The following is a 23,849-nucleotide window of genomic DNA, read 5'->3' as shown; positions in this document are numbered from 1 at the left end:
TCAGATCAATGCCCTATCGGAAAGATCAGGAATTGGCGCCCGGTTGCGTCCCATTGGCGCGGGCCGGGGAAGCGGCGGATTTTCGGGCCTTTTCTTCGGCCTTGGCCGCATCCCAGAGCGCGTCCATCTCCGCCAGATCGCTGTCTTCGGGGCGCTTGCCCTGTGCCTCCAGCGCGGCCTCGATGGCGCCGAAGCGGCGGGTGAACTTGGCATTGGCGCGGCGCAGTGCCTGCTCGGGATCGATGTCCATGTGCCGGGCGAGATTGGCCATGACGAAGAGCAGATCGCCAAACTCTTCTTCGGCGTGATCGGGATCGGTGGCCTCGCGCAATTCCTGCGCTTCCTCGACAATCTTGTCGATCACCTCGTCGGTCGAGGGCCAGTCAAAGCCCACGCGCGCGGCACGTTTCTGCAGCTTCACCGCGCGCAGCAGGGCGGGCAGCCCCAGTGCCACCCCGTCGAGCACGCCTTTTTCCGCCTTGGCGGCCCGCTCGGCGGCTTTGATCTTCTCCCAGTCGGCGGTCTGCTGCTCGGGGGATTTGTCGTTGCTCTCGGTGCCGAAGACATGCGGATGGCGGAACACCATCTTGTCGGACATGGTGTTGGCCACATCGTCGAAGCTGAACAGCCCGCGCTCTTCGGCCATCTGCGCGTGGAACACCGATTGGAACAGCAGATCGCCAAGCTCGCCCTTCAACTCGTCCCATGCCTCGCGCTCGATGGCGTCGGCGACCTCATAGGCCTCTTCGATCGTGTAGGGCGCGATGGTGGCGAAATCCTGCTCCAGATCCCACGGGCAGCCGGTCTCGGGGTGCCGCAGGCGGCGCATGATCTCCAGAAGGCGGGGCATGCCGCCACGTTCATCGTGGATCAGATCGGCGCTCGGATCGCTGGTCATGGACATCTCCGCTATATGGGTATTTTACCTTGTCCTGCTTCAAAGACCTTCAGGAGTCCACCCATGCCCATTGTGAACCGGATCGCGGATTACGCCGACGAGATGCGCACATGGCGCCGCCATTTGCACCAGAACCCCGAGCTGAGCCTCGATTGTCACGAGACGGCGGGGTTTGTGGTGGCGCGGCTGCGCGAGTTCGGGATCACCGAGATTCATGAGGGCATTGCTCAATCCGGCGTCGTTGCGATCATCGAGGGGCAGGGCGAAGGGCCGGTGACCGGGCTGCGCGCCGATATGGACGCGCTGCCGATGGACGAGGAAACCGGCGCCGAGCACGCCAGCCAAGTGCCGGGCAAGATGCACGCCTGTGGCCATGACGGGCATACGACGATGCTGCTGGGCGCGGCGAAATACCTGTCGGAGACGCGCAACTTCGCGGGCAAGGTGGCGCTGATCTTCCAGCCTGCCGAAGAGACCATCGGCGGCGGCCGCATCATGGTCGAGGAAGGCATCATGGAGCGCTTCGGCATCTCCGAGGTTTACGCCATCCACACCGACCCGTCGCTGCCCTTGGGCACCATGGCGACCACCAAGGGCCCGATCATGGCGGCTGTCGATGACTTCGAACTGGTGCTGACCGGCAAGGGTGGCCATGCAGCCCATCCCGATCTCTGCATCGATCCGGTGCCCTGCGCGCTGGCGATCGGTCAGGCGCTGCTGTCGGTGCCGTCGCGCAATGCCGATCCGCTGAAATCTCTGGTGGTCTCGCTCACCACGGTGCAGGGCGGTTCGGCCACCAATGTCATTCCCGAAACGGTGCGCATGGCAGGCACGATCCGCAGCTTTGATCCCGAGATCCGCGCCATGGCCGAACGCCGCCTGCACGAGATCGTCGAGGGGCAGGCACGCGCCTATGGCGTCAGCGCGGCGCTGGACTTCCAGCCGAACTATCCGCCGACGGTGAACCACGCGCGGCAGACCGAGTTCGCCGTGGGTGTGGCGCAGGGTGTGGCGCCCGAGGTGCTGGACGAGATCGCGCCCTCGATGGGGGCCGAGGATTTCTCCTACATGCTCGAAGCGCGGCCGGGGGCTTTCCTCTATCTGGGGCAGGGCGTGGGGCCGTCGGTGCACCACCCGAAGTTCGACTTCAACGATGAGGCAGCCCCGATCGGCGCGTCGTATTTCGTGAAACTGGTGGAGTCGCGTCAACCCTTGCGGGCGTGAGGGTTTTCGGCCTTTCATGGCGCCAAAGACCGGAGCCCCCTGTCCCCGCGGGGACAGGGGGCCCGGACCCGCACCAAGGAAAGACCGCAATGCCCGTGATCAACTCCATCGCCGCCGAGGCTGAAACCCTCAAGGAATGGCGCCGCTTCCTGCACCAGCACCCCGAGCTGCTCTATGATTGCCACAAGACCGCAGCCTTCGTGGTCGAGAAGCTGAAGAGCTTTGGCATCACCGAGATCCATGAGGGGATCGCGCAGTCGGGCGTGGTGGCGATCATCGAGGGCCGCGGGGCGGGTCGCACCATCGGGCTGCGTGCCGATATGGATGCGCTGCCGATGGACGATCTGTCGGGCACCGACTACGCGTCGAAAGTGCCGGGCGTGGCGCATACCTGCGGCCATGACGGGCACACCACCATGCTGCTCGCCGCCGCCAAATACCTTGCCGAGACGCGCAATTTCTCGGGCCGTGTGGCGCTGATCTTCCAGCCTGCCGAAGAGGGCGGCGGCGGTGCCAAGGCGATGATCGACGAAGGCATCATGGACCGTTTCGATGTGGCCGAGGTCTATGGGATGCACAATGCGCCGGGCGATGCGCAGGGCCATTTCCTGACCACCGCAGGGCCGCTTCAGGCCTCGGCGGATGAGTTCCGCATCGATGTGTCGGGCAAGGGCGGGCATGGCGCCTCGCCGCAGGATTGCATCGACCCGATCCCGGCGGCGGCGGGCATCGTGCAGGCGATGCAGACGATTGTCAGCCGCAACGTGAACGCGCTCGACCGGCTGGTGGTCTCGGTGACGCAGATCCACGCGGGCACAACCGACAACATCATCCCCGCGACCGCCTATCTGACCGGCACGGTGCGCTGCTTCAGCACGCCGACCCGCGATCTGGCCGAGACGCGCATCCGCGAGATCGCCAAACTGCAGGCCGAGGTCTATGGCTGCACTGCCGAGGTGACTTATCACCGCGGCTATCCGGTGACCGAGAACCATCCCGAGCAGGCGGCTTTCGCGGCGCAAATCGCGCGCGAGGTGGTGGGGGCCGATAAGGTCGTGGACGATTGCGATCCGATCATGCCCGCCGAGGATTTCTCTTACATGCTGCAGGCGCGGCCGGGGGCCTATCTCTTCCTCGGGCAGGGTGACACCTTTGGCTGTCACCATCCGCAGTATGACTTCAACGACGATATCGCGCCCATCGGCGCGAGCTTCTTTGCGCGGCTGATCGAGACCGCGCTGCCGGTGCAGGAGTAACCCAGATGGCCCTCGAAGACGCCAAGACCCAGATCGACCATGCCTTCACCCGCGAAGAGCTGAAAGGTTCCAGCTTCGAGAATGTGTTCGGCGGGGCCGCCTCTTTCCTGCGCCGTCGCTACACCAAGGACCTGTCGGGCGCCGATGTGGCGGTGACCGGCGTGCCCTTCGATCAGGCGGTGACCAACCGCACCGGCACACGCTTTGGCCCGCGGGCGATCCGCGAGGCCTCGCTGTTGCAGCCCTGCGATGCGCCCTACGGCTGGGGCTATGACGTGCTGTCGGAATTCGCCATCGCCGACTACGGCGATCTGGCTTTCGATTATGCCAATGTGCCCGCCTTTCCGGGCACGCTCGAGGCGCATATCGCGGGCATCCTCGCCACCGACACGGCGACCGTCACGCTGGGGGGCGACCATTCGATCACCTTGCCGATCCTCAAGGCCTATGCCGCCAAATACGGCCCGCTGTCGGTGATCCAGTTCGACGCCCATACCGACACTTGGGCGGACGATGATTTTGGCCGCATCGATCACGGCACCTTCATGTATAAGGCGGTGAAGCTGGGGCTGGTCGACCCGAACCGCTCGGTGCAGATCGGCATCCGTACCGACAACCCCGACACGCTGGGCTTTAACATCATCGACGCGCGCGAGCTGCACCGCATCGGCCCCGAGGCGGCCGCGGCGCGGGCGCGCGAGATCGTGCGTGGACACCCGGTCTATCTGACCTTCGATATCGACGCGCTCGACCCGGCCTTCGCACCGGGCACCGGCACGCCGGTCTGGGGCGGGCTGTCGAGTCATCAGGCAGCGGTCTGCCTGCGCGAACTGGCGGGGATCAACATGGTCGGAGGTGACATCGTCGAGGTCTCGCCGCCCTTCGACACCAGCGGCGCCACGGCCATCGCCGGGGCGCATGTGGCGACCGAGCTGCTGTGCCTCTGGGGCTGGACGCGGCGCTGAACCAAGGTACCCGCGCGGGCCTCCTCCCGCGTGGGCACAATCCCGCGAGCAACCGTGTTCGGCCTTTGATTGCGCGCGGGAATCGTGAAATCAGAAGCAACCCGGCGCCGCGCGCGGCGGGCACGGAATGGAAAGGAACACGTGGTGCGCATGGTATTCTGGATCATCATCCTGCTCGTGGTGGCCGGTCTGGCCTGGATTCGCCTCGCGCCGTCGGACCCTTCGGTGTGGAACGTCGACCCGCAGGTGACCGCCGATCAGGATCTGGCCAGCGGCGTGCGCCGCCGTGTCGCCGGGTCGGAAGATACCTTCGAGGCGCTGCACCGCATCATCCTTGAAAGCCCGCGCACCGAAGTGCTTGCAGGCAGCCCGGGTGAGGGCCGCGTGACTTATGTTTCGCGCTCCAAATGGATGGGCTTTCCCGATTACACCACCGTGCAATTCGTCGAAGATCACCTCGAGCTTTACGCCCGCCAGCGCTTTGGCCAATCCGACATGGGCGTGAACAAGGCGCGGGTGGACGGCTGGCTGGCCACGCTCGCCGGGCAGCAGGGCTGACGCCAAGCTCCTTGCAAGGAGCTTGCAAATCTCTTGCAAGAGATTTGTCCGGCGCCGCGCAGACTTGACCCGGACGTTGCAATGGGGAAAGGAAAGCGGATGATCCCCGCTGACCGACTTCACCAGATCCGTGACCGTTTCGAGTATGTCCAGGCCTGCATGGCCGAGGGGCGGGGCGATATTGCCGCGCTGGGACGCGAATATGCCGAGCTCAAGCCCGTGGTCGATCAGATCGCCGAATGGGAAACCCTGCAGGCCGATCTCGCCGAGGCCGAGGAGATGCTCGCCGATCCCGAGATGAAGGCGCTGGCCGAGGAAGAGCTTCCCACTCTGCGCGCGCGGCTGCCCGAGGCCGAGCATGCGCTGCAACTGGCGCTGCTGCCGCGCGACGCTGCCGATGCGCGGCCCGCGATCCTCGAGATCCGCCCCGGCACCGGCGGCGACGAGGCGGCGCTCTTTGCCGGTGATCTGGCACGCATGTACCAGCGCTATGCCGAGGCGCGCGGCTGGCGCTGGGAGGTCATCGAAGAGCAGCTTTCCGAGCTTGGCGGCATCAAGGAACTTGTGGTGCGCATCGAGGGCGAGAACGTCTTTGCCCGTATGAAGTTCGAAAGCGGCGTGCACCGCGTCCAGCGCGTGCCCGAGACCGAGAGCGGCGGGCGCATCCACACTTCGGCGGCCACCGTGGCGGTGCTGCCCGAGGCGGAGGCGGTGGATATCGAGATCAACCCCAATGACATCCGCATCGACACGATGCGCAGCTCGGGCGCCGGCGGCCAGCACGTCAACACCACCGATTCTGCCGTGCGCATCACCCATATTCCCACCGGCCTTGTGGTCACCTCGTCCGAGAAGTCCCAGCACCGCAACCGCGAGATCGCGATGAACGTGCTGCGCGCGCGGCTGTTCGACATGGAACGCCAGAAGGCGGATGAGAGCCGCGCCTCGGACCGTAAAGCGCAGGTCGGTTCGGGCGACCGTTCCGAGCGCATCCGCACCTATAATTTCCCGCAAGGGCGCATGACCGACCACCGTATCGGGCTGACGCTCTACAAGCTCGAAGCGGTGCTGGGCGGCGATCTTGATGAGATCATCGACGCGCTGACCGCCGATGCGCAGGCGTCCATGCTGGCGGAGATGGCATGAGCGGGGGCAGCACCGGCTCGCAGCTTCTGGCCCGCGCCACCGCGCGGCTGGTCGAGGCAGGCGTGGCCGACCCCGGGCGAGACGCGCGGCGGCTGCTGGCGCATGTGCTGAAAGTGCCGCCGGGGCGGCTGACGCTGTTTCTGCCTGAACCCGTCGCGCCCGAACATGCGGTGCTCTTCGATGCGCTGATCGACCGCCGCGCGGCGCGGGTGCCGGTCTCGCATCTGACTGGGCGGCGGGAGTTCTACGGGCGCGAGTTCCTCGTCAACTCAAGTGTGCTCGATCCGCGCCCCGAGACCGAGATTCTGATCGAGGCGGCGCTGTCGCAGCCCTTCACGCGGGTGCTCGATCTGGGCACAGGCTCGGGCTGTATCCTGCTGACGCTGCTGGCCGAACGGCCCGGCGCCACGGGAATCGGCACCGACCTCAGCGCGCAGGCGCTCGAGGTGGCGTTCTGGAACCGCAACGCGCTGCAACTGGAGCCGCGCGCCGCGCTGGCGCAGGGCAATTGGTGGGGCGCGCTTGGCGATGCGCCCGAGACCTTCGATCTCATCGTGTCGAACCCGCCCTATATCGCGCTGACCGAGATGCCGGGGCTGGCGCCCGAGGTGCGTGATCACGAGCCGCGCATGGCGCTGACCGACGAGGGCGACGGGCTGGAGGCCTATCGCGCGATCGCGGCGGGGGCGGCGGCGCATCTGGCGCCGGGCGGGCGGCTGCTGGTCGAGATCGGGCCGTCACAGGGCGCGGCGGTCGCAGACCTTTTCCGCGCCTCTGGGCTGGTTGACGTTGCGGTCATTGCCGATCTCGATGGGCGCGATCGAGTGGTTACGGGGCGGCTGCAAGCGCTTTGAAACCACGTTTCGGCGCATTTCGGGCGAAAATCTCATATTTTCCGAGATTTTCCCTTGTCAGCCCTGCCTCGAAATGATTAGCAGTAGGGGTCGGAGCGGTGGATGCCTCACAGCGGTCCCGCCCGACATCAACCCGACATTGGAGTGATCACGGGCATTGACGGCGCCACATCAGGCGCAGCGCCGAGGTCACAGGGACAGTCAGACACAAGGCTGATAGCAGACAAGATGCGATCCTCGAAATCCCGCTCGCGGTCGAAGAACAACCGCAACCGCAACACTCTTGGGAACGTCGTCAACCGCGTGTTCGACAGCTCGGGCCCGGAGGGCAAGGTGCGCGGCACGCCGCAGCAGATCATCGACAAATACAACCAGTTGGCCCGCGATGCGGCGCTCGGCAACGACCGCGTTGCTGCCGAGAACTTCCAGCAGCACGCCGAGCACTATATGCGCCTGCTGTCGGAAGCGCAGAAGGAAGCCGACCAGCGCCGCGAACAGCAAGAGCGCGAGAACCGCGAGCGTCAGGCGCAGCGCGACCGCGACCGGTCCGACCGTGACCAAAGCCGCGACCAAAACCGTGGCGAGACCCGCGACGGCGGCAACCAGCAGGGCAATGGCGGCCAGAACCATGGCAACCAGAGCGGCGGTGGCCAGAATAACGGCAACCAGCCTGCGCAGGGCGATGCCGGGCACGAGCCCAAGGCGCAGCAGCCCGAGGTAGAAACCCAGAGCCTGCCGGGCCTTGGCGATCAGCCGGACGTGCTGGGCGGTGCGTCGGATGACGATGATGACAGCGGTCTCGTCGAAACCCCGGAAAGCCGCGCCGAGAGCAAGCCCAAGCCCAAGCCGCGCACCCGTCGCAAAAAGCCCGAGGGCGAAGAGGCGGCGAAACCCGCTGACGCTCCGGCCGAGCAGGCCGAGGAAAAGCCCAAGCGCACCCGCAAGCCGCGCAAGAAGGCCGAGGATGCGCCCACCGATGGTGCGCCCGCGCCCGACGCGGCGGAGTGATCCGCGCTGGATGAGTTTTGAAAGGCCCTGCCGCACGGCGGGGCCTTTTGCGTTGTGGGGCGCTGAGCCGGTGCCCGATTGACCGTAGCTGCCCCTTGGTCTTTGTTGGCGCCGGAGGTGATCCATGGCTCTTAACGTCGCCCTGCTGCGCGGGATCAATGTCGGCGGTGCCAATGCGCTGCCCATGGCCAAGCTGCGCGCGCTTTGCGAAGGGTTGGGCTGGCAAGAGGTGCAGAGCCATCTCGCCTCGGGCAACCTTCTGTTCGACGCCGAGGACGCGCCTGAGGCTTTGGCCGCGGCGCTGCAACGCGTCTTGTCGGGGCTGGGGCTCGACGTGCCGGTACTGGTGCTGCCGCCGGAGCGGCTGCGCGCGGCGCTGGAGCGCTGCCCCTTCGCGCCCGATGAACCCAAGCGCGTGCATGTGGGGTTTCTCTTCGCCCCCGCCAGCCTCACCCCCGCCAGCCTTGATCGCGCGCTGTTCGAGCGCTTCGCCGCCCCCGGAGACGAGATCGCCGAGGGCGAGGGCATGATCTGGCTACACACGCCCGGCGGCTTTGGCCGCTCGAAGCTCGCGCCCCGGCTCGAGGCCATCGCGGGTGCGCCGCTCACCGCGCGCAACCTCTCGTCTCTGGCAAAGCTGGTGGAAATGCTGGACGCGCGGGACGCGCCGCGCTAGACAGCCCGCATGACCCTGCGCAACGCCATTCAGATTTGCTGCATTACCTGCTGATATCTTCGGCGGGCCGGTCTTCTATTCCAATCGAGAGATGAAGTTGCTACTCCCGCCGCGACCGCCGCGAAGGAGCGCGCCATGACCATCTCGCTGACCAACTCGAAGACCCGCCGTAAGGAGGTCTTCACCCCGATCGATCCCAAGAACGTCCGGATGTATGTCTGCGGGCCTACGGTCTATGACCGCGCGCACCTCGGCAACGCCCGCCCGGCCATCGTCTTTGACGTGCTGGCGCGGTTGCTGCGCCATGTCTATGGGCCGGATCACGTCACCTATGTGCGCAACTTCACCGACGTCGACGACAAGATCAACGCCACGGCGCAGGCGCGCAAAGCGGCGGGCGATCCGCGCAGCCTCGAAGAGCTGATCGCCGAGCGCACCGAAGAGACCATCGGCTGGTATCTGCAGGACATGGGCGCGGTCGGCGTGATGGAGCCCGATCACATGCCCCGCGCCACGCAGTTCATCGCGCAAATGGTCGCGATGATCGACGGGCTCATTGCCGACGGTCACGCCTATGAGGCCGAGGGGCACGTGCTTTTCGCGGTGGAGAGCTACAAGGACTATGGCGCGCTGTCCGGCCGTTCGGTCGACGACATGATCGCCGGGGCGCGGGTCGAGGTGGCGCCCTACAAGCGCAACCCGATGGATTTCGTGCTGTGGAAGCCCTCGGCGGATGATCTGCCGGGCTGGGACAGCCCTTGGGGCCGGGGTCGTCCGGGCTGGCACATTGAGTGCTCGGCCATGGCCTATGAGCTTCTGGGCGAGAGCTTTGACATTCATGGCGGCGGCAACGACCTGATGTTCCCGCACCACGAGAACGAGATCGCCCAGAGCTGCTGCGCGCACCCGCATGGCGAGTTCGCCAAGGTCTGGCTGCACAACGAGATGCTGCAGGTCGAGGGCAAGAAGATGTCCAAATCCTTGGGTAATTTCTTCACCGTGCGCGATCTGCTGGATGGGCACGACGGCATGCCCGCCGTGCCGGGCGAGGTGATCCGCTTCGTCATGCTCTCGACCCATTACCGCAAGCCGATGGACTGGACCGCCGAGAAGGCGGCGCAGGCCGAGGCGACGCTGCGCAAGTGGTACGCACAGGCGGCAGAAGCGTTGGACAACGCCGAGCCCTACCAGCCGCTTGTTGATGCCCTGTCTGATGACCTGAACACCGCAGGGGCTATCGCGGAGCTTCACCAGCTTTCTCACGCTGGAGATGCGCCCAACCTGCGGGCTTCGCTGCGTCTCCTAGGCTTCTTGGATGATGGAATCCCGGAGTGGGCCATGGCACCGGATGTGGACCTCTCGGGCCTCGCCGAGCATCTTGCCGGCGTCCGGGCCAAGGCTATGGAGACCAAGGATTTCTCCGAGGTCGACCGGCTCAAAACCGCGCTGATCGAAGCGGGGGTCGAAGTGCGCATGTCCAAGGCGGGCGTCGAGCTTCTGCCCGGCGCGGGCTTTGATGCCGCCAAGTTGGAGGGGCTCGTTTGAGTGATCTTCTACACAGCGAAGGGCTGCGCCCGACCCTGGGTGGGCGCTTTGCAGGGCTTGAGCCGCGCGGTTTATCTCGCCAGCCCGAGCTGCGGATGACTGTCTTGCAGTGTCGCACATGCGCCCTCCCGGGGGGAGGGTCGGGCGCGGCCCGGGCTGGTCGCCCGGGATCGTTGAGTATTTGTGGAAAGATGAAAGGAGCGGCGTGATGGGGAAGGAGCGTCTCTACATCTACGACACCACCCTGCGCGACGGGCAGCAGACCCAGGGCGTGCAATTCTCCACCGCCGAGAAGCACCGTATCGTCGCGGCGCTGGATGCGCTGGGGGTCGACTATATCGAAGGCGGCTGGCCCGGGGCCAACCCGACCGACAGCGCTTTTTTCGACGAGGTGGGCGAGACGCGCGCCACGATGACCGCCTTTGGCATGACCAAGCGGGCAGGGCGCTCGGCGGCCAATGACGACGTGCTGGCGGCGGTGCTGAACGCGGGCACGCCGTCGGTCTGCCTCGTGGGCAAGACCCATGAGTTCCACGTCACCACCGCGCTTGGCATCACGCTCGAAGAGAACCTCGAGGCGATCTCGGCCTCGGTCGCGCATTGCGTGGCGCAGGGGCGCGAGGCGCTGTTTGACGCCGAGCATTTCTTTGACGGCTACAAGGCCAACCCCGGCTATGCGCTTGGCTGCGTGAAGGCGGCGCTGGAAAGTGGCGCGCGCTGGGTGGTGCTCTGCGACACCAACGGCGGCACGCTACCCGAGGAAGTGGGGCGCATCGTGCGTGAGGTGATCGCGGCGGGCGTGCCCGGCGAAAGGCTTGGCATCCATACCCACAATGACACCGAGAACGCCGTGGGCTGCACGCTGGCGGCGATCGACGCGGGCGTGCGGCAGTTGCAGGGCACGCTCAACGGTCTGGGCGAGCGCTGCGGCAACGCCAATCTCACCACGCTGATCCCGGTGCTGCTGCTCAAGGAGCCCTACGCCAGCCGCTATGAGACCGGCGTGCGCCGCGAGGCGCTGGAGGGGCTGACCCAGATGAGCCGGATGCTCGACGAGATCCTCAACCGTGTGCCGATGCGGCAGGCGGCCTTTGTCGGCAGTTCGGCCTTTGCCCATAAGGCGGGTCTGCACGCCAGCGCGATCCTCAAGGACCCCAGCACCTACGAGCACATCGAGCCGGGGCAGGTGGGCAACCGCCGCGTCATCCCCATGTCGAACCAAGCCGGGCAGTCGAACCTGCGCCGCCGCCTCGCCGAAGCGGGGCTGGAGGTCGAGAAGGGGGATCCGGCGCTGGGGCGCATCCTTGAGCGCATCAAGGCGCAGGAGGCCGAGGGCTACACCTATGACACCGCGCAGGCGAGCTTTGAGCTCTTGGCGCGGGACGAGCTGGGGCTGCTGCCGGAGTTCTTCGAGGTGAAGCGCTACCGGGTGACCATCGAGCGGCGGAAGAACAAATACGACCAGATGGTCTCGCTCTCCGAGGCCGTGGTGGTGGTGAAGATCGACGGCGAGAAAAAGCTCTCGGTCTCCGACAGTCTCGACACCGAGGGCCACGACCGCGGCCCGGTGAACGCGCTGTCGAAGGCGCTGGCCAAGGACCTCGGGCCCTATCAGTCGATGATCGACGACATGCGGCTGGTGGACTTCAAGGTGCGCATCACCCAAGGCGGCACCGAGGCGGTGACCCGCGTCATCATCGACAGCGAGGACGGGGCCGGGCGGCGCTGGCAGACGGTCGGCGTCAGCGCCAACATAGTCGACGCCTCCTTCGAGGCGCTGCTGGATGCGGTGCGCTGGAAGCTGATCCGCGACTGCGGGGCCGCGCGTGCAGCTCAGTGACGATCTGATTGCCTGTGCCGGGCTGATCGAGCGCGGCGATCCCGACCGTTTCGCTGCCGCCATGGCCGCGCCGCCACAGGCGCGGCGCGTGCTGTTTCCGCTCTATGCGTTCAACCTCGAGGTCGCCCGCGCGCCTTGGGTGACGCAGGAGACGATGATCGCCGAGATGCGCCTGCAATGGTGGCGCGACGCGCTGGAAGAGATCGCCACGGGCGGGGCGGTGCGGCGGCACGAGGTGGTCACGCCGCTGGCTCAGGTGCTGGATGGCGAGACCGCGGCCCGGCTCGATCCGCTGGTCGGCGCGCGGCGCTGGGACATCTACCGCGACCCGTTCGAGGATGAGGCGCATCTGACCCGCTATCTCGAGGAAACCTCGGGCCTGCTGCTGCTGGCGGCGGGGCGGGGGTTGGCGGGACCTGCCGGTATGGGCGAAGAGGTGGCGCTGGATGCGGGCTATGCCTTTGGTCTCGCAGCCTTCCTGCGCGCAGTGCCAGAGCTTGAGAGCAAGGGCCGCGTGCCGCTGCTGGATGGACGCCCCGAGGGCGTGGCAGCGCTGGCGCGCGGCGGGCTGGCGCGGCTGGCACGGGCGCGCAAGGGCTTTGGCGGCGTGCCGAAGGCGGCGCGTCCGGCGCTGCTGGCGGGATGGCAGGCGGGGCCGCTGCTCGCGCTGGCGGCGCGGGAGCCGCAGCGGGTCGCCGAGGGAACGCTGCAGCTGTCGGAATTCTCGCGACGGGCGCGTCTGGCGAAGGCCGGGTTTACCGGGCGGGTGTAGCGCAACTGTCTTCGAAGAGAGTTGCAAATCCCTTGTAAGGGATTTGCCTTACTCCGCCGGTTGCTCTTCGGGGCGCAGCACCAGCCAGATCAGTGCGCCGCCTGCCAGCACGAGGAAGGGCGCCATGGCCATCACCACCGCGCTCCAGCCCTGCTGCGGCGTGCCGCCCGAGCAGTTCATCAGCCCGCCCGAGGCGAGCGAGGCGAAGGTCACCCCGCCGAACACCAGCAGATCGTTGAGCCCCTGCATGCGGCCGCGCTCCTCGGCGCTATGCGCGCCAGCCAGCATGGTGGTCGCGCCGATGAAGCCGAAATTCCAGCCGATCCCCAGCAGCACCAACGCGAAGAAGAAATTCTCCAGCTCGACGCCGGTCATCGCCACCGCGCCCGCGCCAGCGAGGATGACGAGCCCGAGGCCCATGATCTTTTCGACGCCGAAGCGGTTAATCATCTGCCCGGTGAAGAAGGACGGCGCGAACATCGCCAGTACATGGGCGCTGACCACATTGGCCGCGTCCGAGGTCTCGAACCCGCAGCCCACAACCGCCAGCGGCGTCGAGGTCATCACGAGGTTCATCAGCGCGTAGCTCACCATGCCGCAGATCACCGCCACGGCGATGCGCGGCGTGGTGATCAACTGCCAGCGCGTGCGGCCATAGGGGCTGCCTTCGGCCGGGGCCGGGGGCTTTGGAATGTCGAGGAAAAGAAACAGCAGCGAGCCCACGAGGTTCACCGCGATCACCGCCGCATAGGTGCCGAAGAAGGGGATGACATAGGCGTCGGCGGTAAGCTTCACCACCTGCGGGCCGATGAGCGCCGAGACCAGCCCGCCCGCCATCACGTAAGAGATCGCCTTGGGGCGGAAGGCGGGGCTGGCGGTGTCGGCGGCGGCGAAGCGGTAGAACCCCTGCGCCGACATGTAGAGCCCGGTGATCAGGCTGCCGAGCAGGAAGATCGGGAAGGACTGCAGGTAAAGCCCCGTCGCGCCCACGATGCCGCCCAGCGTGCCACCGAAGGTGCCGAGGAAGAACCCCGCGCGGCGGCCAAAGCGCTGCATGAAGGCCGAGACCGGCGTTGCTGACAGCATCGAGCCCAGCACGATCAGCGAGATCGGCAGCGTCGCAAAACAGGGGTTCGGCGCCAGCGACTGCCCGGCCAGCCCGCCGATGGTGAAGATCATCGGCATCTGCGCGCCGAGGAAGGCCTGCGCGAGAACCAGAATGGTGACATTGCGCCGGGCGCGGGACTCTGTTGTGCTGTGCATGCGCAATCGGTAGGGCGCGGTGCGGGGGAGTACAAGAGGGCACGGCTGCGGCCTGACGCCGCTTGGCGTCTCTGCGCAGGAATTGAGTATTTGTTGAAAGATGAAAGGGACGCCATGACGGATGCGGTGCGGCAGGTCGGACGGATCATCCATTCCGACTCCTGCGTGGCCGAGGGCTGCGTTTGGCTGGCGGAGGCCGAGCCGCGCTTTGCCCATGCGCTGGAACTGACCGGGCCGCTGCCGCTGCGGCGGCGCGAGGACGGCTTCGCGCAGCTTCTGTCGGCCATCGTCAGCCAGCAGGTCAGCGTCGCCTCGGCGCGGGCGATCTGGGCACGGCTCGAGGCGGCGGGAATGATCTCGCCCGAAGCGATCCTGTCGCAGGATATCGAGGGGCTGCGCGCGCTTGGCCTGTCGCGGCAGAAGGCCACCTATGCGCAGGCGCTGGCCGCCGAGGGCATCGACTTCGACGCGCTGCGGACCGCACCGACGCAGGAGGTGGTTGAGACGCTGACCGCGGTGAAGGGGATCGGTGTCTGGACCGCCGAGATCTATGCCATGTTTTCACTCGGCCATGCGGATGTCTTCGCGCCGGGCGATCTGGCGCTGCAGGAGGCGGCGCGCATCCTCTTTGATCTGGACGAGCGCCCGAAAGAACGCGCGCTACGCCAGATGGCGGAGGCATGGAGCCCATGGCGAGCGGTTGCGGCGCGGGCGCTCTGGGCCTACTACCATGTGCAAAAGCAAAGGGAAGGTATTGCATGACCCGCGTTCTTCAGGCCGGCCGCAAGGGCCCCGTTTCGGGCGAGACCCGCTCCTGCGTCGTGTTCCTGCATGGCTATGGCGCCAATGGGGCCGATCTGCTGGGGCTCGCCGATCCGCTGGGCGAGCATCTGCCCGACACGATGTTCGTCGCGCCCGACGCGCCCGAGGATTGCGCCGGAGCGCCCATGGGCTTTCAGTGGTTCCCGATCCCTTGGATCGACGGGTCCTCGGAAGAGGAGTCGATGCAGGGCATGGCGCGCGCGGTACAGGATCTGAACGCCTTTCTCGACGCGCTGATGGTCGATGAGGATCTGCTGCCCGAACAGGTGGCGCTGGTCGGCTTCTCGCAGGGCTCGATGATGGCGCTGCATGTGGCGCCCCGGCGCGAGGATGAAGTGGCAGGCGTCGTGGCCTTCTCGGGCCGTTTGATCTCGCCCGAGCTGCTGGCCGACGACGTTGTGGTGCGCCCGCAGGTTCTGCTGGTGCATGGCGATCAGGATGACGTTGTGCCGCCGCAGTCCATGCCCGCCGCCGCCGAGGCGCTGCAGGGCGCGGGCTGGAAAGAGGTCTATGCCCATGTGATGAAGGGCACCGGCCACGGTATTGCCCCGGACGGGCTGGGCGTGGCGCTGGCCTTCCTGCGGGACAAATGCGGGTTCTAGCGCATCAGCGGGCTTGCCCGCTCGATGCGCAGCGCGTGTAGCGGCTCCGCGGCGCGGAGCCGCGGGCGCGTTGGTTGGCGTTCACGCGTGATGCCCAGCCTGGTTATTCCCAGAGCCGCGGCTCGGCCAGTTCCACCGAATTGCCACCGGGGTCGCGGAAATAGATTGACCGCGCGCCATTGGGCCAGATGAAATCCTGTTCGATCTCGACGCCCGCTTGCAGCAGGCGGGCGCGCCAGCCGTCGAGCGCCGCGCCGGGCATGGCGAGGCAGACATGGCCCGGCCCGCGCGCGCCATGCGCAGGCACCGGCAGCGCCGGGTTGCGCGGCGGCTTTTCCGTCTCTTCGGGATTGAAGATCAGCAGCACGCCGCTGCCCACCCGGAAGAAGACGTGGCGATCCCCCACGCGCTGCAGTTTCGTCAGCCCCATCACGCCGGAATAGAACGCCTCGGCGGCGTCGAGATCGGCGCAATAGAGCGCGGCCTCGAGAAGATGCGGCGGCGGGGCGGTGTTTGGAAGTTGTTCATCACTCATGCGGCAAGGCTAGCGCAGGTGTCGCACCGGTGTCATGCTCATGTCATGAGCATCACCTATCCACAGGGGCATCAGGGCATATAGCGAGGCTTGCCAGAGCCTATCCGCGATATATAGTGGTTTGACAGCTGGGGCGGGGTGTCCCGCTCTGGTGCCCTTACGAGCAGACAGAGCGGGGGACGACTCACCCATGGACGGCGACTTCAGAACTCACTTCGTAAGAGAGCCCTCGGCGCTCCGGCAACACCCCGCGCTGGTGCTGAACGCGGATTACCGCCCGCTCTCCTATTACCCGCTGTCGCTCTGGCCATGGCAGGAAGCGGTGAAGGCGGCCTTCCTCGACAGGGTGGACATCATAGCCGAGTACGACGAGGAGGTCCGAAGCCCCTCGATGACGCTGAAAATCCCCAGCGTCGTGGTGCTGAAAGATTACGTAAAACCGAGAAAGCGCGTGGCCTTCACGCGCTTTAATCTTTTTTTGAGGGATGAATTCCGCTGCCAGTACTGCGGCAGCAAGGGCGATCTGACCTTTGACCATGTGGTGCCGCGCGCCTCGGGCGGGATCACCAGTTGGGAGAATGTGGTGGCGGCCTGTTCGCCGTGCAATCTGCGCAAGGGCTCGAAAAGCCTGCGCCGGGCGGGCATGTCGCTCTACCGCGCGCCGCGCCAGCCCACTGCAGGCGAGCTGCTGAACGTCGGGCGGAAGTTCCCGCCCAACCACCTGCACGACAGCTGGCTCGATTTCCTCTACTGGGATGCCGAGTTGGAGGCCTGAGGCGGCTTTGCCCGCTGTTATCGCGCCATGGGCTAACGTGCCTCCGGTGACATCCGGGGGACGATCGCGGCGATGGCTGTCTTTACGCTCAATCTGTTCGACATTTCGCTGGCAAGCACCGACGATCCTTTGGGGTTCGACGACAATGGCGGCTACCAGTTCGACCTTGGGGTCGACACGCTGACCATTCAGGCCGCGGCCTCGGCGCAGGCGGTTCTGGTGGATGACACGGGCGATGCGACCTTCGACGATGATGCCGGGGCGGCGCAGACATTGGCCGCGGCAACGGTGATCAACGGCACGCTTTATGGCGCTGGCACGGTGATCGAGTCCGAATACGAGCTTGATGTGCGCGATGGCGGCGGGCAGGCCTATACGCTGCAGTTTGTCTCGCTTTCGGGCAACGCCTTCAGCATCGAGGCTTTTGTGATCCAAGGCGTGGCGCTGCCCTTTGGCGAGGCGCTGACCATTGTCGGGCGGCACGACAACACGCAAGGGGTTCACAGTTATCTCACCTCTCTGGCGCCGATCTGTTTTGCCGCGCCCACCCGCATTGCTACTACGCGGGGGCTGCGCCCGGCGGAGCAGTTGCGCCGGGGCGAATGGCTGCTGACCGAACGCGGCAGAAGTGTGCGGCTGGAGATGATGCTGCGGGTCTCTTGCCAGCAGGTGGATGGCCCGACCTTGCCGCCGGTCCGGGTGCGATCGGGGGCGCTTGGGGCGGGGCTGCCGCTACGCGCGCTATGCCTCTCGGCGCAGCACCGTGTCCGACTGCCGCTGGGAGATCGCGGCGCGGGCAAGGGTCCACTGGTGCCAGCCAAAGCCTTGATTGCGCTGCGCGGCGTGGGCTGGGCGCGCGAGCTTGCGGGCCTCGATTATGTGCATCTGGTCACCTCGCGGCACGAGGTTCTGCAGGCCGAGGGGGTGGGCTGCGAGAGCTTTTGGCCCGGACCGCAGTCGATGCGCGCGCTGCCGCCGGTCCTGCGTGCTAAGGTGCGTGCCGTCATGGGCGCGGCGCCAGAGCGGGCCGGGCGTTTTCTGGGCGCTGCCAAGGCGCAGCGGGTGTTGGCCCGGCGCGGGATCCATTGTCAGGGACGCGCATGCAAAAACGCCGGGCAGGGGCCCGGCGTTTCGTAAACTGTCGCTGCCGTGAAAGGCTCAGCCAGCAGTGTGCTGGTCCGCGGTGGCGGCTGCGGGAGCCGCGGCTTTCTTGCCGGTCGAGAGCGGATCGTCGGCGCGCTGCACCGAGCCCTCGAAATGGGCGCCGGATTCGATGGCGATGGTCTTGTGGATGATGTCACCTTCGACGCGCGCAGTGGCGGTCAGACGCACCTTCAGGCCGCGCACGCGGCCCACGATGCGGCCATTGATCACCACGTCATCGGCGATGATCTCGCCCTTGATGGTGGCGGACTCGCCCACGGTCAGCAGGTGGGCGCGGATGTCGCCCTCGATGGTGCCTTCCACCTGAATGTCGCCGGTGGTCTTGATGTTGCCCGTGATGTGCAGATCGCTCGACAGCACCGAAGCCGGAGGCTTGGCTTTCGGGGCCGTGGGTTTGAACTCGGTCGAACGGGGCGCGTCGGAAACAGCGGGCTTTGCCGCGGTGTCCTCGGCCTTGGGACCGGGTTCATTGATCTTGCTCTTAGAAAACATCGTTTGCAGCCTTGATGTAGATCATGGGATTGACTGGCTCGCCACCTACGCGAACTTCATAGTGAAGATGCGTGCCGGTCGAGCGTCCTGTATTTCCCATAGCACCAACCTGCTGCCCGCGCGAGACCCTTTGGCCGACCTTCACGTTGATTCTGGACATATGTGCATAGCGCGTCTCGATGCCGAACTCGTGCTGGATCTTCACCAAACGTCCGTAGCCCGACATCCAGCCCGCGTGGATCACCACGCCATCGGCGGTGGCATAGATCGGCGTGCCATGCGGCGCGGCGAAATCGGTGCCCGCGTGCAGGCGACCCCAGCGGCGTCCGAAGCCAGAGGTGAAGCGGAACGGATCCTTTAGCGGCACCGCGAAGGGCGCCTTTTCGGCGGCGATGCGGTAAAGGTTCAGCTTGTCCATCTCGCCAAGGATGCGGTTGGCGCGCTCGGTGTCGAGCGAAGGCTCCTGACCGCGGGTGGTGAAGGTCAGCGGGGTGAGCGGGCCACCTTGCCCGGAATAGCCTTTGCGGACCTGCTTGATCAGGCTGTCGGGATTCATCCCCGCGGCCTTGAACATCTTGTCGAGCGGCTCGACCGAAATGGTCATCGCGTCTTCAAGCTGGCGGAAGATGATGTCGTTCTGCTCTTCGCGCAGGCGCAGTTCGGTGGCCATCTCGTCGGCGCGCACCAGCGCGTCTTGCGCGTCTGCCACCACTTGATCGCGCTCTTCGGCGGTGCGGGCCAGCGCCTCGGACAGCAGATCGAGCGTGCCGTCACCCTCGGCAGAGGCGATGGCGGTACCGCCCTCGTCCAGTTGGTCCTGCAGCGTCGCAAGCCGTCCCGTGGCCTCTTCGCGCTCTTTCATCGCGGTGCCGAGGGTCGACTGGATCACGTCGATCCCGGTCTCCAGTTCGCGGCGGCGGGTCTCGCTGTCCAGCAGTTGCGACTGCATTTCGGAGACCTGCGTCAGCGCAACGTTGAAACGCTCCTGCGCGGCCTTGGCCTCGGCGGCGCGCACGTCGCGTTCGCGCGAAAGCTCGTTGAGGCGCTGCTGATAGGTGGTCTGGTCGCGGCGGGCCTGCTCGCGGAAATTGCCTGCGCTGATGCTGTCCATCATCAGGATGGCGGTGGCGACGATGGTCCAGCCCACGGTGAGGGCGATGCCAAGCGTCGCGGCGGCCTGCGTGCCGGATCGGAGCCGGATGAACCGCGTGTCATTGTCCGATCTCAGAAAAAGTCGGCGTTCCGGAAAGTAGCGCTCTAGCAGCGCGTGCCATTTGATCGCGAGACGCGTTCGCACGTGTCAGTCCCTTATTCCGTCCCTGTTCTGGCGAAGGTCCCCTAACTCCGTCGCCTGCAAGGGAAGTAACAGACCACCCCGAAATCGCAACAATTTTGGGCTTGCGATTCGCCGAGAGCAGCGGATCAGCGCGCAAACGGCGAAAACTCGCCGATCTCAGGCACTTCTTTTGTATAGGAGTTACGCCGGGGCATGCCCGGTTTTTTGGCATCGCGCTTGGCACGCAGCGGCACGCGGGCCAAAGAGCGGAAGACAACGTCCTTGCAAGGACGTTGCAACTCCCTTCGAAGGGAGTTGAGCCGCCGCTTGCTGCCGGAGCGCTTAAAGCGCCTTAACGGCTTCGAGAACTTCTTCGGCGTGGCCGGGCACCTTCACCTTGCGCCATTCGCGCGCGATGCGGCCTTCGCCATCGATCAAGATCGTCGTCCGCTCGATGCCCATGAAGGTCTTGCCGTACATCTTCTTTTCTTTCCACACGCCAAAAGCGGTGCAGGTCTGGGCCGTCTCATCGGACAGCAGCGGCACGGTCAGCGCCTTCTTGCGCATGAATTTTTCGTGGCTTTCCAGGGAGTCCGCCGAGATGCCAAAGACTTTGGTATCCAGAGCTTCGAACTCGGGCAGCAGCCGCGAAAAATCCTGGTTCTCGACCGTGCAGCCGGAGGTGTCGTCGCGCGGGTAGAAGAACAGCACCACCTTCGAGGGCCGCAGGTCCGAGAGGGTGATCTCTCCGCCGCCGGTGACAGGAAGGGTGAAATCGTGGGCCATGTCGGACATCGCGCATCTCCTTTGGGGCAGTTCGCTTTGCGTGGTTCTTGGGCTAGAACCCGAAGAAGGACAATAGCGAGATGAAAGCGCGCCGCCAGTGACCGACCGCCGCAAAGCCAGAAAATCCCGTTCCGGACGCCGCCGCGTCGTGCTCTGGGGCTGCGGCTGCGGGCTTGGCTTTTTGGTGCTGGTGGCGGCTTTGCTGGCGGGCGGCATCTGGTACGCGATGGGGCGCTCGGTCTCGGCGCCGGACTGGATGCGCAGCGCGATCGAGACGCGGCTGGCCGAGGCGGTGCCGGGCCTGAAGGTGGATTTCGGCGACCTGCGGCTGCGGCTGCAGCCTGACTGGCTGGCCCGCATCGCGCTGACCGATGTGCAACTGCAAAGCGCTGAGGGCGGGCAGCTGGGCTCGCTGGCGCTGGTCGAGGTCGGGCTGGCCCCGACGCAGCTGCTGCGCGGCGAATACCAGCTGCGGGCGGTGCGTGTCTCTGGCGTGCAACTGAAGCTGCGGCGTGATCCCAATGGCGACCTCACAATGGGCGTCGATGGTATGTTCGCCTCGGACGGGCTGGCCCCCGATCTCGCGACCATCCTTGCGCAGATCGACACGCTGGCCGAGGAGCCGCGGCTGACCGGGCTGCGCTCGGTCGAGGCGGATGCGCTGACACTGCGCTATGAGGACGCCCGCGCGGGCCGGGCGTGGACGGCGGATGGCGGCCGTGTCGGGCTGCGGCGCGAGGGGGACACGCTGCGCATTGCGGGGGATGTGGCGCTGCTGGGCAACAGCGATGTGCCCGCCACCCTGTCGTTCAATGCCGAGAGCCGGATTGGCGAGGACAGTGTCAGCTTCGGCACCACGCTCAGCAACCTCTTGGCGCAGGACATTGCAACGCAAAGCCCGGCCTTGGCTTGGCTTAACGGTCTGCGCGCGCCCATCTCTGGCTCGCTGCGTGGCAATGTCACCGGCGGCGACAAACTGGGCGCGCTGTCGGCGACGCTGCAGATCGGCGAGGGCGTGCTGCAGCCGCGGCCCGAGACGCAGCCGATCCCCTTCGAGAATGCCCGCACTTATTTCTCGTTCGACCCCGAGACCGCCACGCTGACCTTTGACGAGATCTCGGTGAAGAGCCGTCTGGGCACCATGGTCTCGGACGGGCGCGCGGTGCTTGAAGGGCTGTCGCAGGGCATGCCCGGCGCCATGGTGGGTCAGTTCCGCTTTACCCGGCTGGAGGCCGATCCCAAGGGGTTCTTTGACGACAAGCTGCAACTGGCGGGGGCCGAAACCGACTGGCGGCTGAACTTCGATCCGTTCCGTTTCGAGCTTGGCCGCCTGCGGGTGACCGATCCGAAGCTGCCGCTGCGCGCCAGTGGCACGCTGGCGGCGGAGGAGGCGGGCTGGCGCTTGGCGCTGGACGCGCAGCTTGACACGCTGACCCCCGAGACGCTGCTGGCCTATTGGCCGCGCGCAGCGGCGGAAAAGGCCCGCGACTGGGTCGAAAAGAACATCTACGCGGGCACCTTCCACGATGTGGGGCTGGCCCTGCGGCTCGATCCGGGCGGCAGCTTGGTGCCCTATCTGCAAAGCCGCTTCGAGGGGGTGGAGCTGACCTATTCGCGCACGTTGCCGCGTCTCTACGCAGGCGTCGGGCAGCTGTCCTTCTTGCGCAACCGCCTGTCCGTGATGCTCGACAGCGGCGAGGTGAGGCCCACGCAGGGCGGGCTTTTGCAGGGCAAGGGCTCGAGTTTCGTCATCCCCGATCTCAGGCAGCGCCCGATGACCGGCGAGGTGAACGTCAAGGCGACCGGCTCGCTTGAGGCGGCGCTCTCTTACCTCGATGAAAAGCCGCTCGAGGTGATGAAGAAGGCCAACAAACCCGTGGCGCTGGGGACCGGGGAGGTCTCTGCGCAGGTGCGGGTGGTGACGCCGCTGAAGAAGGGCGTGCAGCGCGAGGAGATCGCGGTGATCGCCGACGCCACGGTGACGGGCGTCGAAAGCGCCGAGCTTGTGCCGGGCAAGGTGCTGAGCGCCGATGAGCTTTACGTCGCGGTGGATGACACTGGCGTCAGCGTGAGCGGCAAGGGCGATCTGTCAGGTGCGCCCTTTGACGGCGCTTGGAGCCAATCCTTCACTCCGGACACGCCGGGCAAGGTCGAAGGCGAGGTGGTGCTCTCCGAGACTGTCTCGCAGGCGCTGGGGATTGGCCTGCCTGCGGGCACCTTCTCGGGGCAGGGACGCGGCAGCATCGACATCACGCTGGCGCGCGGCCAGCCGCCGCAGTTCGTGCTGACCTCGGACCTTGCGGGTCTTGGCGTGTCGCTGCCGCAACTGGGCTGGCGGCTGTCTCAGGGCGGCACGGGGTCGCTGGAAGTGGCGGGCACGCTGGGCACGCCGGTCTCGGTCGAGACGCTGGCGCTGCGCGCGCCGGGGCTGACGGCGCAGGGCTCGGTCTCGCTCAACGCGAACGGCACGCTGCGCCAGTTGTCGCTGCCGGTGTTGCGCGCGGGCGGCTGGTTCGACGGGGCGGCGGTGCTGAGCGGGCGCGGGCGCAACGCGGCACCGGCCATGCGCCTCACCGGCAATATGCTCGACATGCGCGGCGCACCCGTAGGCGGCTCTGGCGGTGGTGGTGGCAGCGGTGGCGGGCCGATCGACATCGCCGTGAACCGCCTGCAGGTGACCGACAAGATCGCCATCACCAATCTGCAGGGCAAGTTCGACACCCGGCGTGGCATCAACGGCACGTTCACCGGCAGTGTGGGCGGGCGGGCGCCGGTGCGCGGCGATGTGGTTCCGCAGAACGGCGGCACGGCCATCCGCATCCGGGCGCGGGACGCTGGCGACGTGCTCAAGGGCGCGGGGGTGATGCAGAACATCGAGGACGGCACCTTCGATCTGACCCTCGTGCCGGTGCAGGGCAAGACCGGCGAATACGACGGCGCGCTCACCATCGAGGGGACGCGGATGCAAAAGAACCCGGCGGTGGTGCAACTGCTCGACGGCATCAGCGTGGTTGGCATCCTCGACCAGCTGAACGGGCCGGGCATCTTCTTTTCCGAGGTCGACGCCCGCTTCCGCCTCACCCCGCAGCAGATCATCCTCACCCGCTCCAGCGCCACCGGCCCGTCGATGGGCATTTCCATGGACGGCTATGCCAACCTTGCCAGCGGCATGATGGACATGCAGGGCGTTCTGTCGCCGATCTATGTGATCAATGGCATCGGTCAGCTGTTCTCGCGCAAGGGCGAGGGGCTGATCGGCTTCAACTTCAACCTGCGCGGCCCGGTCGCCGATCCGGCGGTCAGCGTGAACCCGCTTTCGGTCTTCACCCCGGGCATGTTCCGTGACATCTTCCGGCGCCCGCCGCCGCAGGTGAGTCAGTAGCGCAGCGCCC

22 protein-coding genes are annotated in these 23,849 nt (G+C 66.4%); 16 read left to right on the top strand and 6 right to left on the bottom strand.

What is annotated here, in order from left to right; translation table 11 throughout:
• Positions 1-25 precede the first annotated feature (25 nt).
• Positions 26-898, bottom strand: a complete 873-nt coding sequence (gene mazG, locus AYJ57_RS03130) for a nucleoside triphosphate pyrophosphohydrolase (RefSeq protein ID WP_066101075.1) — start codon at positions 896-898, stop codon at positions 26-28.
• Positions 899-961: 63 nt separating this feature from the next.
• Between mazG and AYJ57_RS03125 the strand changes: the two genes are divergently transcribed.
• From AYJ57_RS03125 to AYJ57_RS03075, 11 genes are all read left to right on the top strand, one after another.
• Positions 962-2,122 carry a M20 aminoacylase family protein gene (locus AYJ57_RS03125; RefSeq protein WP_066101071.1) on the top strand — a complete coding sequence of 387 codons (1,161 nt, stop codon included), beginning with the start codon at positions 962-964 and terminating at the stop codon, positions 2,120-2,122.
• Between the two features lie 89 nt (positions 2,123-2,211).
• On the top strand, positions 2,212-3,378 hold the full coding sequence (locus AYJ57_RS03120; RefSeq protein WP_066101069.1) for a M20 aminoacylase family protein: 1,167 nt from the start codon (positions 2,212-2,214) through the stop codon (positions 3,376-3,378).
• Between the two features lie 5 nt (positions 3,379-3,383).
• Positions 3,384-4,343 carry an agmatinase gene (gene speB / locus AYJ57_RS03115; RefSeq protein ID WP_066101066.1) on the top strand — a complete coding sequence of 320 codons (960 nt, stop codon included), beginning with the start codon at positions 3,384-3,386 and terminating at the stop codon, positions 4,341-4,343.
• 150 nt (positions 4,344-4,493) lie between these two features.
• Positions 4,494-4,901 (top strand): DUF1499 domain-containing protein, encoded by a 408-nt coding sequence (locus AYJ57_RS03110; RefSeq protein ID WP_066101064.1) that lies wholly within the window; start codon positions 4,494-4,496, stop codon positions 4,899-4,901.
• A 99-nt stretch (positions 4,902-5,000) separates the two neighbouring features.
• Positions 5,001-6,047: a peptide chain release factor 1 gene (gene prfA / locus AYJ57_RS03105; RefSeq protein ID WP_066101058.1), complete on the top strand. Its 1,047-nt coding sequence runs from the start codon at positions 5,001-5,003 to the stop codon at positions 6,045-6,047.
• Positions 6,044-6,901, top strand: a complete 858-nt coding sequence (gene prmC / locus AYJ57_RS03100) for a peptide chain release factor N(5)-glutamine methyltransferase (protein ID WP_066101055.1) — start codon at positions 6,044-6,046, stop codon at positions 6,899-6,901. The genes prfA and prmC overlap by 4 nt, the downstream gene beginning before the upstream one ends.
• A 228-nt stretch (positions 6,902-7,129) precedes the next feature.
• Entirely contained in the window at positions 7,130-7,909 is a 780-nt protein-coding gene (locus tag AYJ57_RS03095) for a DUF4167 domain-containing protein (protein ID WP_066101052.1), read from the top strand.
• Between the two features lie 124 nt (positions 7,910-8,033).
• Positions 8,034-8,585 carry a DUF1697 domain-containing protein gene (locus AYJ57_RS03090; protein WP_066101049.1) on the top strand — a complete coding sequence of 184 codons (552 nt, stop codon included), beginning with the start codon at positions 8,034-8,036 and terminating at the stop codon, positions 8,583-8,585.
• A 135-nt stretch (positions 8,586-8,720) separates the two neighbouring features.
• The gene (cysS, locus tag AYJ57_RS03085) at positions 8,721-10,130 is read left to right on the top strand and encodes a cysteine--tRNA ligase (protein WP_066101045.1); all 1,410 of its coding nucleotides are present in this window, start codon (positions 8,721-8,723) and stop codon (positions 10,128-10,130) included.
• 208 nt (positions 10,131-10,338) lie between these two features.
• Positions 10,339-11,970 (top strand): citramalate synthase, encoded by a 1,632-nt coding sequence (cimA, locus tag AYJ57_RS03080; RefSeq protein ID WP_066101043.1) that lies wholly within the window; start codon positions 10,339-10,341, stop codon positions 11,968-11,970.
• Complete coding sequence (locus AYJ57_RS03075) at positions 11,957-12,742, top strand: squalene/phytoene synthase family protein (RefSeq protein ID WP_066101041.1); 786 nt, start codon at positions 11,957-11,959, stop codon at positions 12,740-12,742. The genes cimA and AYJ57_RS03075 overlap by 14 nt, the downstream gene beginning before the upstream one ends.
• A 48-nt stretch (positions 12,743-12,790) precedes the next feature.
• Here AYJ57_RS03075 and AYJ57_RS03070 read toward each other — a convergent pair whose 3' ends face one another.
• Complete coding sequence (locus tag AYJ57_RS03070) at positions 12,791-14,005, bottom strand: MFS transporter (protein WP_066101038.1); 1,215 nt, start codon at positions 14,003-14,005, stop codon at positions 12,791-12,793.
• 114 nt (positions 14,006-14,119) lie between these two features.
• Between AYJ57_RS03070 and AYJ57_RS03065 the strand changes: the two genes are divergently transcribed.
• Complete coding sequence (locus AYJ57_RS03065) at positions 14,120-14,767, top strand: DNA-3-methyladenine glycosylase family protein (RefSeq protein WP_066101035.1); 648 nt, start codon at positions 14,120-14,122, stop codon at positions 14,765-14,767.
• Positions 14,764-15,429, top strand: coding sequence for an alpha/beta hydrolase (locus tag AYJ57_RS03060; RefSeq protein ID WP_066101032.1), 666 nt, complete (start codon positions 14,764-14,766; stop codon positions 15,427-15,429). Before AYJ57_RS03065 ends, AYJ57_RS03060 begins: the two co-directional genes overlap by 4 nt.
• Before the next feature lie 103 nt (positions 15,430-15,532).
• Here the strand turns inward: AYJ57_RS03060 and AYJ57_RS03055 are convergent, their stop codons facing one another.
• The gene (locus AYJ57_RS03055; RefSeq protein ID WP_066101030.1) at positions 15,533-15,964 is read right to left on the bottom strand and encodes a VOC family protein; all 432 of its coding nucleotides are present in this window, start codon (positions 15,962-15,964) and stop codon (positions 15,533-15,535) included.
• Between the two features lie 190 nt (positions 15,965-16,154).
• Here AYJ57_RS03055 and AYJ57_RS03050 point away from each other — a divergent pair, with 190 nt between their 5' ends.
• Positions 16,155-16,739 carry an HNH endonuclease gene (locus tag AYJ57_RS03050; protein ID WP_066101028.1) on the top strand — a complete coding sequence of 195 codons (585 nt, stop codon included), beginning with the start codon at positions 16,155-16,157 and terminating at the stop codon, positions 16,737-16,739.
• 72 nt (positions 16,740-16,811) lie between these two features.
• A complete protein-coding gene (locus AYJ57_RS03045) occupies positions 16,812-17,876 on the top strand; it encodes a Hint domain-containing protein (protein WP_066101025.1) in 1,065 nt (354 codons plus the stop codon).
• Positions 17,877-17,897: 21 nt separating this feature from the next.
• On the opposite strand, the gene AYJ57_RS03040 is transcribed toward AYJ57_RS03045, so the two are convergent.
• From AYJ57_RS03040 to AYJ57_RS03030, 3 genes are all read right to left on the bottom strand, one after another.
• Entirely contained in the window at positions 17,898-18,395 is a 498-nt protein-coding gene (locus AYJ57_RS03040) for a bactofilin family protein (protein WP_066101023.1), read from the bottom strand.
• Positions 18,385-19,692: a M23 family metallopeptidase gene (locus AYJ57_RS03035; protein ID WP_066101021.1), complete on the bottom strand. Its 1,308-nt coding sequence runs from the start codon at positions 19,690-19,692 to the stop codon at positions 18,385-18,387. Before AYJ57_RS03035 ends, AYJ57_RS03040 begins: the two co-directional genes overlap by 11 nt.
• 321 nt (positions 19,693-20,013) lie before the next feature.
• Complete coding sequence (locus AYJ57_RS03030; protein ID WP_066101019.1) at positions 20,014-20,466, bottom strand: peroxiredoxin; 453 nt, start codon at positions 20,464-20,466, stop codon at positions 20,014-20,016.
• An 88-nt stretch (positions 20,467-20,554) separates the two neighbouring features.
• On the opposite strand from AYJ57_RS03030, the gene AYJ57_RS03025 reads away from it, so the two are divergent.
• Entirely contained in the window at positions 20,555-23,839 is a 3,285-nt protein-coding gene (locus AYJ57_RS03025) for a YhdP family protein (RefSeq protein WP_237220186.1), read from the top strand.
• Positions 23,840-23,849: the final 10 nt, after the last annotated feature.

The sequence above is a fragment of the Salipiger sp. CCB-MM3 genome (genome assembly GCF_001687105.1).
GTDB lineage: Bacteria > Pseudomonadota > Alphaproteobacteria > Rhodobacterales > Rhodobacteraceae > Salipiger.
This window is presented reverse-complemented; position numbering and strand designations above follow the sequence as displayed.